Origin of the sequence: Bifidobacterium sp. UTCIF-39, from assembly GCF_006408715.1 — a bacterium.
Classification (GTDB): Bacteria; Actinomycetota; Actinomycetes; order Actinomycetales; family Bifidobacteriaceae; genus Galliscardovia; species Galliscardovia tissieri.
Window position 1 is genome coordinate 65,112 of sequence record NZ_JEOG01000003.1, and the last position, 12,417, is coordinate 77,528.

13 protein-coding genes, 2 tRNA genes and 1 pseudogene are annotated in these 12,417 nt (G+C 57.8%); 5 read left to right on the forward strand and 11 right to left on the reverse strand.

Annotated features, from left to right (window positions below; translation table 11 throughout):
* Positions 1–284: 284 nt before the first annotated feature.
* The 8 genes from EP30_RS02270 to EP30_RS02305 all read right to left on the reverse strand — a co-directional run bounded on the left by EP30_RS02270 (position 285) and on the right by EP30_RS02305 (position 5,909).
* Positions 285–683, reverse strand: coding sequence for a hypothetical protein (locus EP30_RS02270; protein ID WP_140555815.1), 399 nt, complete (start codon positions 681–683; stop codon positions 285–287).
* Between the two features lie 306 nt (positions 684–989).
* On the reverse strand, positions 990–1,202 hold the full coding sequence (locus tag EP30_RS02275; protein WP_140555817.1) for a hypothetical protein: 213 nt from the start codon (positions 1,200–1,202) through the stop codon (positions 990–992).
* An 18-nt stretch (positions 1,203–1,220) separates the two neighbouring features.
* Entirely contained in the window at positions 1,221–2,069 is an 849-nt protein-coding gene (locus tag EP30_RS02280) for a phage major capsid protein (RefSeq protein ID WP_140555819.1), read from the reverse strand.
* 683 nt (positions 2,070–2,752) lie between these two features.
* Positions 2,753–2,965, reverse strand: coding sequence for a hypothetical protein (locus tag EP30_RS02285; RefSeq protein WP_140555821.1), 213 nt, complete (start codon positions 2,963–2,965; stop codon positions 2,753–2,755).
* On the reverse strand, positions 2,962–3,180 hold the full coding sequence (locus EP30_RS02290) for a hypothetical protein (RefSeq protein WP_140555824.1): 219 nt from the start codon (positions 3,178–3,180) through the stop codon (positions 2,962–2,964). Before EP30_RS02290 ends, EP30_RS02285 begins: the two co-directional genes overlap by 4 nt.
* A gap of 519 nt (positions 3,181–3,699) precedes the next feature.
* Positions 3,700–4,893 (reverse strand): hypothetical protein, encoded by a 1,194-nt coding sequence (locus EP30_RS02295; RefSeq protein ID WP_140555826.1) that lies wholly within the window; start codon positions 4,891–4,893, stop codon positions 3,700–3,702.
* 603 nt (positions 4,894–5,496) lie between these two features.
* Positions 5,497–5,676: a hypothetical protein gene (locus EP30_RS02300; protein ID WP_140555828.1), complete on the reverse strand. Its 180-nt coding sequence runs from the start codon at positions 5,674–5,676 to the stop codon at positions 5,497–5,499.
* Positions 5,673–5,909, reverse strand: coding sequence for a helix-turn-helix domain-containing protein (locus EP30_RS02305; RefSeq protein ID WP_140555830.1), 237 nt, complete (start codon positions 5,907–5,909; stop codon positions 5,673–5,675). Before EP30_RS02305 ends, EP30_RS02300 begins: the two co-directional genes overlap by 4 nt.
* A gap of 322 nt (positions 5,910–6,231) precedes the next feature.
* Between EP30_RS02305 and EP30_RS10845 the strand changes: the two genes are divergently transcribed.
* The 3 genes and pseudogenes from EP30_RS10845 to EP30_RS02315 all read left to right on the forward strand — a co-directional run bounded on the left by EP30_RS10845 (position 6,232) and on the right by EP30_RS02315 (position 7,769).
* Positions 6,232–6,639: a hypothetical protein gene (locus EP30_RS10845; protein ID WP_181160752.1), complete on the forward strand. Its 408-nt coding sequence runs from the start codon at positions 6,232–6,234 to the stop codon at positions 6,637–6,639.
* A pseudogene (locus tag EP30_RS11300) lies at positions 6,636–6,986 on the forward strand (site-specific integrase); the annotation flags it as partial. The gene EP30_RS10845 and the pseudogene EP30_RS11300, both read left to right, overlap by 4 nt.
* Positions 6,987–7,769, forward strand: coding sequence for a site-specific integrase (locus EP30_RS02315; RefSeq protein WP_258185315.1), 783 nt, complete (start codon positions 6,987–6,989; stop codon positions 7,767–7,769).
* Between the two features lie 127 nt (positions 7,770–7,896).
* Here the strand turns inward: EP30_RS02315 and EP30_RS02320 are convergent.
* Both EP30_RS02320 and EP30_RS02325 read right to left on the reverse strand, forming a co-directional pair.
* A tRNA-Leu gene (locus EP30_RS02320) sits at positions 7,897–7,977 on the reverse strand.
* 111 nt (positions 7,978–8,088) lie between these two features.
* Positions 8,089–8,164, reverse strand: a tRNA-Thr gene (locus EP30_RS02325).
* Between the two features lie 144 nt (positions 8,165–8,308).
* Here EP30_RS02325 and EP30_RS02330 point away from each other — a divergent pair.
* Positions 8,309–9,493: a mannose-1-phosphate guanylyltransferase gene (locus tag EP30_RS02330; protein ID WP_375137729.1), complete on the forward strand. Its 1,185-nt coding sequence runs from the start codon at positions 8,309–8,311 to the stop codon at positions 9,491–9,493.
* 236 nt (positions 9,494–9,729) lie between these two features.
* Complete coding sequence (gene pgi / locus EP30_RS02335; protein WP_094661713.1) at positions 9,730–11,427, forward strand: glucose-6-phosphate isomerase; 1,698 nt, start codon at positions 9,730–9,732, stop codon at positions 11,425–11,427.
* Positions 11,428–11,919: 492 nt separating this feature from the next.
* Here pgi and EP30_RS02340 read toward each other — a convergent pair whose 3' ends face one another.
* On the reverse strand, positions 11,920–12,342 hold the full coding sequence (locus tag EP30_RS02340; protein ID WP_140555835.1) for a hypothetical protein: 423 nt from the start codon (positions 12,340–12,342) through the stop codon (positions 11,920–11,922).
* Positions 12,343–12,417 lie beyond the last annotated feature (75 nt).

The window sequence follows — 12,417 nt, forward strand, 5'->3', positions numbered from 1 at the left end:
GATTTTGTTGAAATTCCAACATTCCTACCTCAATGGAAGTCAATTGAAATCAGCTACTTTTAATGAAAAGTGTCATATTTCTGTCATATTTTAAAGCGCCTGTAACCCCTTCCACGACAATGCCTGAACCATTCAACACCACCACAGAGAAGGCGCTTCGGAATGGGATAACCGAACAGAACGGTTATCCCATTCCATGCGGACACTACGTCACCAACGTATCCACTGCAACAGCTCAGAGAATATGAACCGTCCACAGCGGCAAACAGTGAAAGAAACGCGGCTCACACCATGTCCATGCCGATACCTGTTGGCGTGTCCGTCCCACTGAAAATGTCCGTAAGCGTATCACCATCATCCTTGACAGCATCCAACCGTCGTGCCGCGTCGATCAACTGACGGCTTACAACAGCAAGGTCACGGGGACTGGTGTCGGGCGATTCCATCACAGCGGTAAGCCTACGGACCACAAGACGCAACGAATCCTCGTAATCGGGCGGCGGACCATTGACGATATCATCCAGTTCGCCATTGCTTATCCGATGGCGAGGTTTCGTATCCGTCGCAGAACGACGACTGCCGCGCATCCGTGCCGCTTTGAGCTTGCAGCGATTCGAGCAGTATTTACGTGGCCTTCCCGTGGTCTGCGACGGTAGGGCAGCGCCACATATGGGGCAGTTCATGCCTTCCTCCCTCCTGTGTTTCGTATCCATGTCGCACCACGGGGAGATTTTGGCCCTATGCCGGTGGGGTGGGCAGCAAACCTTTTGAACCCCAACCCCCCTACCCCTGTGACAGTGGATCGAGATGGGTAAGGGCCATTAGAGGATCACCCAACGGCCCTTGCTATTGTCCAGCGGCTAGCGTTCGTACCCTCTGCGCACGATGTCCCGCGATAGTCCGAGCGCGGTTTACCGGCTCCGAATCCCAGTCAGGACGACGCTAACAGGATTCCGTCACGTGAGCTAACCCCCGTATAGTGCCGCCTGTCAGCGGGTTCCACGCTGGTGTGCAATCTCCATTGCGATGAGTTCGAGCGCGTCAGCGATACGGCATTTCGCTTCGAGGTCGATAATATCGGCTTCATGTGCTAGTGTGTTGAATTCTCTCGCTCGATTGATCCACGCCGTCATGCTTTCGCCTTTACAGCGGTCGGGCATATCGAGAATAATCATCCCGTCTTCGGTCTGATGTGATGCCATTGTGTATTCTCCGTTCTCCTACTTGGTGGTCTTCTCTTCGGTGATGGTGACCACTGCAATACGATCCGGGCGGATAACTCCGAATCCAAAGCGGAACGTGACTCTTGCGCCTACCGAATCCTTCTCAAAGTAGCGTTCCAAGCTGATTTGCGCAGATACCGCGCCGGCTGCGCTGACCACGTTTGCCTTGTCGTTGACAAGAATCTTATTGTCGGGCGCGTGCCGGTTAAGGATCACGGGGATACCGTAGATCATCGGTTGGCCATTGTTGGCGGCGTCGGCGTCGATGAGGGGACGACCATCGTTGTACTGGAATTGCAGCAGTTTCCCCCACGTGACATAGTTCATGATGAAAGCGGTTGGAGTGCCGCCATTGGTAGTGACTGCGGCGATTGCGGCAATAAGACCGTTGAAACCGTCGTGGCCTGTCATGGTGCCGGTAACGACTCCGGGCGTGTTGAACAGTCCCGTTGGTGCCGTCTGCCCGTCTTCGGGCGCGGGATTCTGCAAAAGCACCGTATCCGCCTTGTCTACGACAGCTTGGATAAGACTGTTTGAAATCATTGCAGACAGATTGCTGTCACTGCTGGTTTCACGGCTAAGCACGTTGAGTACGCCGATCTTCTTGGTGTGGAAAGCAAGCTCATTGACGTTGGTTTCTCCCTCGTTGAATGTCGCGCCTTCCGCCACGATTTCGGCGGTGCTGGGTACGGCAACGTAGGGGACGACCACCGTGGGTTTGTCTCCCTCGATGGATGCCGCCACCGTTGATTGGGTGATCACAAGAGCGCCACTAAGAACATCCGTAGGGGAGTAATAGGCGACGTTGCGCCCATTCTCGGTATCGAAATTAGTGGTGAATACCATAATCGTTTCTTTCGTTTAGCCGCGTCCTTGCGTGCCGCGCGAAAAAAGCAGCCTAGAGGACGCTTGGTGTTTTGCGCCTTCTGGCTGCTTCAGTATCAGAGTACTGGTGTTTATTCTACACCATGATTGATTTTCCCTTCCAAGTCCTTTGCATAGTTCTTCCAGAACGCCTTAGAACGTCGTTGCTTTGCGGCGTCGGCGTTCGCGGACTGGATGCAGCGTATGAGCTGCGCACGGCTCAAACTCCGGTACGGCTCCGGCTCGGAATCCTGTTGTTTGCCCACTATTCCCGGCTCCTTCCTGTTGACCGTCACGCCGTGTGAGTTCGTCGTATTGGCTGCGGATCATGTCGCGTTTGGCGGTTTCCGTGTTCCCTGACCGATGCCGGTAGGCTGATGCCTCCGTACGGGGGCGATATAGTCGCCGTCCTTCGACGCTACGTTCTTTGCCTCTGCATTCTTCGGTGTCGTGCTGCTGCTGTTGGCGGTGGTGTCGCTCATAGTAGTGTCCTTACGATTGTCTTGAGTTGTTCGATCCGATGCCATGCGTGGTCCAGTCTGCGGAGGTTGCTTTTCGCGCGTTGCTCCCATTGGCGGGAATACTTGCGTTCCTCAAACCGTGCCTTCCAATATGCGGCGCTTTTCTCCTGTACGCCATTGGGTCCTGGCGTGGAATGTGCGTGTTCATCGGGATTCATGGTGTTCCTCGCTTTCCGCTTGTAGCTTGGTGATCCGTTCGCGTAGCGTCCCGTTGATTTCGAGTTGCCGCGCGTACATTTTCCGGTAGGTTTCCGCGCGTATCGCGTTCATGCGGGCCACGCTTTTCCAGTGGCCTATCGTCTCCGCGTTCCGCTGTTGCACGGCGTTACCGCGTGTCTCTCCGCTTGCTGTGGTCATTGCGTCACCTCGGCGTCCGGGTAGGCGCGTCTGCTTGCGTGCATGACGCGGAGTACGTCCAAGCACCATATGGCCTGTAGGATGCAGCTTTTCATGCAGTGCAGCACGTCACGTGGTCCCGTGAACGTCCAGCGGTCCCATTGGGGCTGCATGACGTACTGGATCACCTGGTGACTGCCGTCACGACGCTGGACCACAAGCACGCTGAATGCCATGTCCAACGGGCTTGAGTCGCTGTCGAACAGGCACGTGATAACATCCTCGCTGTTGTCTGTGGTGCTGTTGACGGATCCAGGTGTATGCCTGAATATGAGTCGTGGTTTCCGTGGTGTTTTCATGACGGTTCCTTCCTGATGGTGGGTTTACCCGTGATGGTGGTTTCCGAACACGGTTTTGAAGGGGTATAGGCGGGGGGGGGGTTATTCGTCTTCGCTTATGGCGTCGTCGATGATGTCCACGATGGCGGCTAGCAGCGTGAACAGCGACGGTATTCCGAAGACCATTAGCATGGATTCGACCATCGGTTTTCCTCCTTTCCAAGATTGGTTTTTCTCTCATTTCGCATGTTGGCAGTGCCAACGTGCCAACACGTTGGAAATAAAGGGCTTAGGGGTGCCAACACTGGGTGCCACCAACTGCCAACATCTTGGGCGTGTTGGCAGTTGGTGGCAGTTGTTGGCACCACCTGTTGGCACCCCTTAGCCCTTGTGGTAGTAGGTGTTGGCATGTTGGCACTACCAACACAGCGAGTAATAGATAACGCCATCGTCGGAAATCTTCGTTATCTCGTTTTTTTCGTTCATCTCATCTATGACATCCCGGTACACGTGGCGCTGCGGATTCGATAGGACATGTCGTAGCTTGTAGTCGGGTATACCCCCCTTATTGGGGTCATGCTTGGTGAGATAGTCAAGTATCCTTTTCCGCGTCCTCTGCCGTAGCAGCGTGTCGGCCTGTTCGCGTGCGTCGTCCTTGAGTCGCATGGACTCGGCCATGTCGTTCCTCTGCGACGCTGCGCCTTCTTCAAGGCATTTCCGACGGTTGCGTATCGACTCTGCCACGATCTGCTCGGCGCTAAGCCAATCGTCCATGTCCACGTTCGTGGAACCTTCCGTAAGGGCTAGCAGTCCGGCTATCTTCGTGGTCACGATGGATTTATGCGCGTCCAATGGGTCCAACGGTTTGCCGTGCAGTATGTCCAGCCTGTCGGCGTCTATGATGTTCCACACGGCGTCCGGGTAGTGCAGCATGGTGAGCGGATACCGCTTGTCGGGGTCAAGCATGTTGCTGCGGTCCCTGACGAGATAGAGGAAATCAAGCGAGTCGCGTTCGGGATCACGCGGCCATGCGTCAAGGTCCAACGGAATGGGACCATTCGGCGGTAAGGGACGACTGTCGGGCGCTTCCTGATCCGTCACGTACGCCCATAGGAACCGTTGCGGCAGTCCGGTTCCGGTTTCCTTGGTGAGGATATCCGAGTTGGCCGGTTGCACTCCGGTGATGAGACTGAGCGAATACCCGTAGGCGGGGGCTAGTAGTCGGTTTTCCTCCTGTTTGTTCCATGCGCCTAGGGGTTCTCCACTGTAGGCGCTGGTGAGTGTGGGCGCTATGATGTTGCCTGTACGGTTCATGGTTCCTCCGAGTGTTCTGATTTCCGGTATGTTCAGCAGCGCTCGGGAGCTTATGCAGTACAGTTCGCTGACCTTCTTCTTTTCGTCCTGTGGATCGTCCACGTATCGGCGTCCCGCGAACATGGCGGCTATGCCCTCGCCCGATGCCGGTTGCGTCTCTATCGCGCCATGGAGATTGGGTATGAGTGTTGCTGCGGCTCCCGTGGTGGCCCCTTTTCCCGTGCCGGATGCTCCGACTAGGGCGACGTAGAGGTTGAGCGTGGTCGGTCTGCTGCCAACGAATGGTGGTATCACCATCGTCGGTGGGGTTATCGCGGCTAGTCGTGCGAGTGTGGCGCATAGGAGAGCGAATGGTGCGACTCGGTGTGACCTTGCGTAGTCGCGTATGTACTCGAACAGTGGTCTTGCTGTCCAGAAGTCCGTGTCAAGCGGTCTTGGTGGTGTGTTGGACATGGTGTAGTGGTTTCCCTCCGGTTAGAGGCTCTATGGGCGTTCCGCCCTGATTGCGTGGGATGCCGTCGCCTTCGTAGTAGGCGAGTGGGTCTATTCGCGGCAGTGGGATGGATAGACGACGGTTTGGCGATGGCTTCGTTTGCTGCGGAATGCCTCTGCCGCGTTTCTCCGTATAGGCGTTTTCGGGATCATATGCGGCTGAATAGGCGGGGTGCGGTTCCGGGAACTGTCCAGGTATCGGCTTCGTGTATTCCATGCCGCCATGCCGTTCGATCCATGCGGCTATCGCAGTCCATGTGCAGCGGCCTTGAAGGTCAGGTTTCGGGAAATCTCCGCCGCGTATGAGTATTTCGCCTACGTCGGGGGGTATGCCGAGGATGAAACAGGTGGCGGCGAACGTGTAGGCGAGTCCGTCGCCATCGTCCGTAGGATTCACGGGATGGCCCCTTAGAGGTCCTGTGAGCGTCGGGCGGACTCAACAAGGTATAGGGCCACTTCGTCCATGAGCTCCACGGCGCGTGCAACGTCGTCCGTGAGCGTGTCGGCGTGGTCTTCGGCCCATATGGAGAGTCGTTCGTTGAGGTTGTTTGCGCAGTCGGCTAGCGCCTTAAGGTCGGTGCGGTTCATGCTTCGGTCCCTTCTTCGTTCTCGGTGGTGGTTTCGGTGCCGTTCATGAGCCATGCGTCAAGATCGGCGCGACGGTATCTGACAAGACGTCCGTTGTTGTAGCAGCGTGGCCCCATGTGTCGTGACGCCCATGTGGCGAGCGTTCCCACGGTTGAGCGGATGTATGCGGCGGCTTCCTCACGTGTAAGCCACGTGGATGCCGTGGCGGTATCAGTCTGTGAACTTTGACCCATATCGACTCCCTTGATTGTTTTGATATCTATTTGATGTTCTTTACATCAAGAAGTACCACGTCTCTATCAATAGTGTCAAACTGATATCCTTCAGCGTGTCGGAGATTTGTTTTTTATCTATTTGATATGAGAATGTGTAAGTATGACCGATTCCAAGAAAAGAAAAATCAACGCAGTTGACGCCACGGGGAAACAAGTGGCTGCAAATGTGAAGCGTCTGCGCGGCGGAATGACATACCGGGAACTGTCCGAACGATTAGAAGACGTGGGACGCCCAATAGCGGTATTGGGCTTGAAGCGTATCGAGTCTGGAGAGCGGAAAGTGGACGTTGATGATCTTATGGCGTTCGCCATCGTGTTCGACGTGTCGCCACTCACACTGCTGCTGCCCGAATACGGCAGCAAGGAAATCACCACGCGAATAACCGGATACCCCGACGAAATGGGCACCAACGTGGCATGGCTATGGGCGCGTGGAGACGAACCACTGGAACTGCCACAGGACACGGCGGTATCCGATCACTCGGGCAACGATAGGGCCATAGCATTGTTCCGGCTCCATGCGCGTCCTGAAATCGACCCAAGGGACACTATCGTACCCGTCGCCACCTTCCTACCCCATGATGATGCCGCCGAGTCGAAACGGCGTCAGGAACAGGCCACCGTGGACGCCTTCAGGTATTCCCGCGCCCAGCTCATACGCCACGACGACTCCGAAGAAACCGCATGACGTCATACAAGAAATACCAACTCAAGAACAAGTCACCCCGATGGCGCATACATTGGCGGACGCCAGGCGGAAAAAGACACAGCAAAAGCGGATTCCTACGCAAGACCGATGCCGAACAGTGGGCGGCACGTAACATCACCGTGCCGATAGGCGACGGCACCTATGTGGATCCAAAGGAAGGGCGCGTAAAAATCGGGGTACTGGGCGACAAATGGATTGAAACACAGGAAGCATTGTTGAAGCCAAGCTCATACAGGCCGGTTGAAAGCGCGTGGCGGATGCACGTCAAACCGCGATGGGAGAACACGCCGGTAAACCGGCTGCGCCACTCCGACATACAGGAATGGGTGAACGGGCTTGCCTCCGACTACAGCGCGACAACCGTGAAACGCTGCTACGGCATCCTCAACGGCATCGTCAAGACGGCAATCAGTGACGGGCGTATGGCGGTCAACCCGTTGCGTGACGTGAAGACTCCGGCAAAACAGCGTAAGCCACACGTGTACCTCACCGTGGCGCAATTGGAGACGTTGGCCGATCTGTGCGGATCACATCGGCTGCTTGTGCTCGTGCTCGGCTATTGCGGTCTGCGCTTCGGTGAGGCACGGGGGCTTACCGTGCGAAACATCGATTTCGACCGTGCGAGACTCCGTATCATCGACAATCGCGTCAAGGTCGGTGACACCGACGTGACGGGAACGCCGAAAAGCAATGAATACCGTGACGTTCCCGTACCGGCTTCGATCCTCGGGGAACTGCGTGAACACTGTAGGGACATGCAGCCCGATAGTCTCGTATTCACCGACGACGACGGGAAGCCGCTGCGGTATCAGAGTCCCAAAAGCCGAGGTTGGTGGCGTAACGCCCTAAATGACGCGAACAGACTGGGAATATCCGACCTGGTGTTGCATGACCTTCGTCATACCGCTGCGTCGATAGCCGTGAGCAGCGGCGCGACAGTCAAGGCGGTGCAACGGATGCTGGGGCATAGGTCGGCGGCAATGACCTTGGACGTGTACGCGGACCTGTTCTCCGATGATCTGGACGACGTGGCGGCGCGTATGGACTCGCTCATCATGGCGTGCCGAACAGGGCGGAAACGCTCTAACGCCTCAGCGGAACATGACTAGCGTCAACCTTGCTTGACTGGGAAAACCACGGAAACCGTCATATTTCTGTCATATTCTGACGTTCTCGGACAGAGGGGAAGGCCCCTGAACCATTGGAATTCCAACGATTCAGGGGCCTTATCAGTCGTGCGCGAGATGGGACTTGAACCCACACGTCATGGACACAGGAACCTAAATCCTGCGCGTCTACCAATTCCGCCACTCGCGCGTTCTTTGATTATGGTGGTGCGTTTTCAATTGTCGGTCATGACGCGTGGTCATGGCATGACATTGAACCACGGTAAACAAAAACCCTAGGCGAAGTGCCTAGGGTTTCCCGTGGAGCCACTTGACAGAATCGAACTGTCGACCTGCTCATTACGAGTGAGCCGCTCTACCGACTGAGCTAAAGTGGCACATGGCACATTGCTGCGCACACAAGTAGAAGATGTTACCGGAGGAATCAAAAAAACTCAAATCGACGGTGATTGGGTGGTATTTGCGCGTGTCGCGAATGATGAAGGGGCGGTTGTATCGGTCCCACGGGGGATAATGGGCGCATGAATAACGATGGACGCCGGTGCAAGAACGACGCCGCGAACGGCAAGCCGGGCATGGGCATGCCGGACTTCTATCCGCTGATTCCCGCCGGTGGCGTGGGCTCCCGTCTGTGGCCGATCAGTCGCGGGAACAGGCCCAAGTTCCTGTATGACTTTCTGGGGTCCGGGCGGACCATGATCCAATCCACATTCGACCGGCTCGCGGCGATCGCCGGCCCCGAACGCGTGTCCGTCATCGCGGGCGTGGCCCATGAGGACGCCATCCGGGCGCAACTGCCCGAACTGGGGGCGTGCAATCTGTTCACCGAACCCGTTGGCCGTGATTCGACCGCGGCCATCGCACTGTCCGTGGCGATACTGGCGAATCGGCACGGCAGTGACATCGTGGTCGGATCGTTCGCCGCCGATCATGTGATCCGTGACGACGAGGCCTTCTCTGGCTGCGTCGGGCAGGCTGTGGCGGCCGCCCGCGCCGGTTACGTCGTGACGATCGGCATCGCGGCCACACGGCCGTCCACCGCATTCGGGTACATTCGGCAGGGCGAATCGCTGGCGTCAAGCATTCCCGGGGCGCCGAGCGCGCGGCGGGTGAAGGCGTTCGTGGAGAAACCCGATGCCGCAACCGCCCAGGCGTATCTGGTAACCGGGGAATACCGCTGGAACGCCGGCATGTTCGTGATGCGCGCCGACGTGCTGCTCGATGCGCTGCGACGGCTCAAACCGGAGATCCACCGCGTCGTCACCGCGCTCGCCGACGTGTGGGATGCAGACGATGACGGCGCGGCCCGTGCCGAGATGATGGAGCGACTGTGGCCTGGCGTGGAGAAGATCGCTTTTGATTATGCGCTTGCCGAGCCTTTGGCCGCCGAGGGGGGAGTGGCCATGGTTCCCGGTGGATTCGGCTGGGATGACATCGGCGATTTCAATTCCGTGGCGGCGCTGATTCCGAGTGCGGACGTGCGCAACAACAAGATCGTCGGTGATGCCGAGCGCGTGGTGTGTCTCGATTCGGCCGGAAACGTGGTGGTGCCGGCGAGCGGCCGCATGGTGACGCTACTGGGGGCGGATGATCTGGTCGTCGTCGACACGCCGGATGCGCTGCTGGTCGCGCCGCGTGCGCGGAGCCAGGAGGTCAAGCGCATGGTGGCCGAACTCACGGCGCGAGGGCATGGCGAGATCCTGTAATGGGTCGATCCGGTGACGGATGATGAACGTCGGGTGTCTGTTCGGTGTCTGTTCGGTATTGATCGAATTCGATGATGTACGGCGGGTAACAGAGCGATAAGCTTGGGTTATTGCACGTTCTAATGCACAAATGCCAACATTTCTGTTCGTTTTTAGCTGTCCGTCAATCCCGCTATGGTGAAAACTGGAATAGGCGATCATCCACCGAATCGCCTCAAGTGATGAAAGGACCTCACATGGCCATTAATCCTCCCATTGATGCCACTCAGACCCCTGCTTGGGCAGCGTTGCAGAAGCACTACGACGAGCTTCAGGCCGAGGGCATCGACCTCAAGAAGTGGTTCGCCGAGGATGCCGACCGCGTGGAGAAGCTCAGCTTCGACGCCGGCGACCTGCACTTCGACCTTTCCAAGAACCTCATCAAGCCCGAAACCCTCAAGCTGTTCGCCGACCTCGCCAAGGACGTGAAGCTCGACGAGCGCATCAAGCAGCAGTACACCGGCGTGCACATCAACAACACCGAGGACCGTGCCGTGCTGCACACCGCTCTGCGTCGTCCGGTCGAGGACGAAGGCAAGTACATCGTCGACGGCCAGGACGTGGTCAAGGACGTGCGCGAGACCCTCGAGCGCATCTACGCGTTCGCCGAGAAGGTTCGCTCCGGCGAATGGCGCGGCGTGAGCGGCAAGAAGATCGACACCGTGGTCAACATCGGCATCGGCGGTTCCGACCTGGGTCCCGTCATGGCGTACGAAGCCCTCAAGCCGTACGCTGACGCCGGCATCTCCGCCCGTTATATCTCCAACATCGACCCCAACGATCTGGCCGAGAAGACCAAGGGCCTGGACCCGGAGACCACGCTGTTCATCATCGTCTCCAAGACCTTCACCACGCTGGAGACCCTGACCAACGCCCGCGAGGCCCGCACCTGGCTGCTCGAGGAGCTCAAGGCCGCCGGCGCCATCGACGGTTCCGACGAAAAGAACGCCGAAGCCATCAAGAAGCACTTCGTGGCCGTCTCCACCAACCTCGAAAAGGTTGAGGAATTCGGCATCGACCCGGAGAACGCCTTCGGCTTCTGGAACTGGGTCGGCGGCCGCTACTCCGTCGACTCCGCCGTCGGCACCTCCCTCGCCGTGGTCTACGGCCCGGCCCAGTTCGAGGAGTTCCTGCACGGCTTCCACGAGATCGACGAGTACTTCGCCAACACCCCGTTCGAGAAGAACGTCGTGGCCCTGCTCGGCCTGCTCAACGTGTGGTACCGCAACTTCTTCAAGGTGGCCTCCCATGCCGTGCTGCCGTACGACCAGTACCTGCACCGCTTCCCGGCCTACCTGCAGCAGCTGACCATGGAGTCCAACGGCAAGTCCGTGCGCTGGGACGGCACCCCCGTGACCACCGAGACCGGCGAGATCTTCTGGGGCGAGCCCGGCACCAACGGCCAGCACGCCTTCTACCAGCTGATCCACCAGGGCACCCAGCTCATCCCGGCCGACTTCATCGCCTTCGCCAACACCCCGAACCCGGTGAAGGACGGCGATCAGGACGTGCACGAGCTGTTCCTCGGCAACTATCTGGCTCAGACCAAGGCTCTCGCCTTCGGCAAGACCGCCGACGAAGTGCGCGCTGAGGGCACTCCGGAAGCCATCGTCCCGGCCCGCGTGTTCAAGGGCAACCGCCCGACCACGTCCATCCTCGGTGTGGCTCTGACCCCGTTCTCGCTCGGCGAGCTCATCGCCCTGTACGAGCACATCACCCTCGTCGAGGGCACCGTGTGGGGTCTGGACTCCTACGATCAGTGGGGCGTGGAGCTCGGCAAGCAGCTTGCCAAGCAGATCACCCCGGCCATCTCCAAGGATGACGACGCCCTGGCCGCCCAGGACGCCTCCACCCAGAGCCTGATCAAGTTCTACCGCGAGCATCGCGAGTTCTGATTCCTGTGGAATCAGAACTCGGTTGTTGTCTGCGACGGCACTCCGTGGTGTCGGACAGTCCACTGGACTGTCCGACACAGGGAGTTCTGATTCCTGCGGAATCGTGATTCCGGGCTTGTACGCGTAAAGGCGGCCAGTCATCGTAATGATGGCGGACCGCCTTTACGTATGCCCGGCATCTGTGTCGATACCAAACAGGGCGTGCTATGACCGTTGGGCCGATGCAACAACGCTATCTGCCGTTCGCTAGGCAGATTATGAAGGTTCCCAATATCTATCGCTGCTTCGCTGGGTTGATGCGTTTTTTGCCATGTGCTCTAAAAGATAGGCTTTGCCGCATTGATGCCCCAAATTGCCATATACGGGCTTGTGCATAATAGGGCTATTTTCGGCAGTGCCTAGCGAAGCATGGTTAGACCTTTGCACAGTCCGTAAAAGGCCTAGTGAACCGCAGATAGGCCCTTTACGGGGAGAACCGTCTTGTGCTCGCTGTCAGTGGACCAGCATGGGGATGCGCGTGTCCGGGGATAACGGCCCTGACGGCAGGAATCCCGAGTCGGGAATCCTCATGACATCGCGATCGTGCTCGCTCATCGGATAGTCGGCGTAGGCGCAGATGCGATGTTGTCCAAACGCCACATGATAACGATCGTGATCGGTGCTGCACGCCTCCACACTGGGATCGCCGTATCCGAACCACATTTCCAGAAATGTGCGTTCGCGCATGGTCGGGACCCTGAATTCAAGTTCCGGGTTGGAATCCGGCTGCCGCTCCAAACGGTCCGCGGCTTTGCCCAGTTGGTCCCGTATGGCGTGCCAATCCATGGCATCCCATTCCAGCCGGTTGTATTCCTCGTGTCTGCTCGGCCAGAAATCCTTGTCCAGCGTTCCCTCGGATGCCTTGGGAAGATCCAATTGCTCCAAAGGGATGGAAGTCCAGACTGCCTCCGGTCCGATGTTGTTATTGGCAGTTAGCGAAAATGCCTCCAT

Bases quoted from the DNA above. Each gene is read 5' to 3' on its own strand.
- EP30_RS02270 (WP_140555815.1), bottom strand. From the start codon at position 683: ATGAACTGCCCCATATGTGGCGCTGCCCTACCGTCGCAGACCACGGGA.
- EP30_RS02275 (WP_140555817.1), bottom strand. From the start codon at position 1,202: ATGGCATCACATCAGACCGAAGACGGGATGATTATTCTCGATATGCCC.
- EP30_RS02280 (WP_140555819.1), bottom strand. From the start codon at position 2,069: ATGGTATTCACCACTAATTTCGATACCGAGAATGGGCGCAACGTCGCC.
- EP30_RS02285 (WP_140555821.1), bottom strand. From the start codon at position 2,965: ATGACCACAGCAAGCGGAGAGACACGCGGTAACGCCGTGCAACAGCGG.
- EP30_RS02290 (WP_140555824.1), bottom strand. From the start codon at position 3,180: ATGGCATTCAGCGTGCTTGTGGTCCAGCGTCGTGACGGCAGTCACCAG.
- EP30_RS02295 (WP_140555826.1), bottom strand. From the start codon at position 4,893: ATGGTGATACCACCATTCGTTGGCAGCAGACCGACCACGCTCAACCTC.
- EP30_RS02300 (WP_140555828.1), bottom strand. From the start codon at position 5,676: ATGAACCGCACCGACCTTAAGGCGCTAGCCGACTGCGCAAACAACCTC.
- EP30_RS02305 (WP_140555830.1), bottom strand. From the start codon at position 5,909: ATGGGTCAAAGTTCACAGACTGATACCGCCACGGCATCCACGTGGCTT.
- EP30_RS02330 (WP_375137729.1), top strand. From the start codon at position 8,309: ATGAATAACGATGGACGCCGGTGCAAGAACGACGCCGCGAACGGCAAG.
- pgi (WP_094661713.1), top strand. From the start codon at position 9,730: ATGGCCATTAATCCTCCCATTGATGCCACTCAGACCCCTGCTTGGGCA.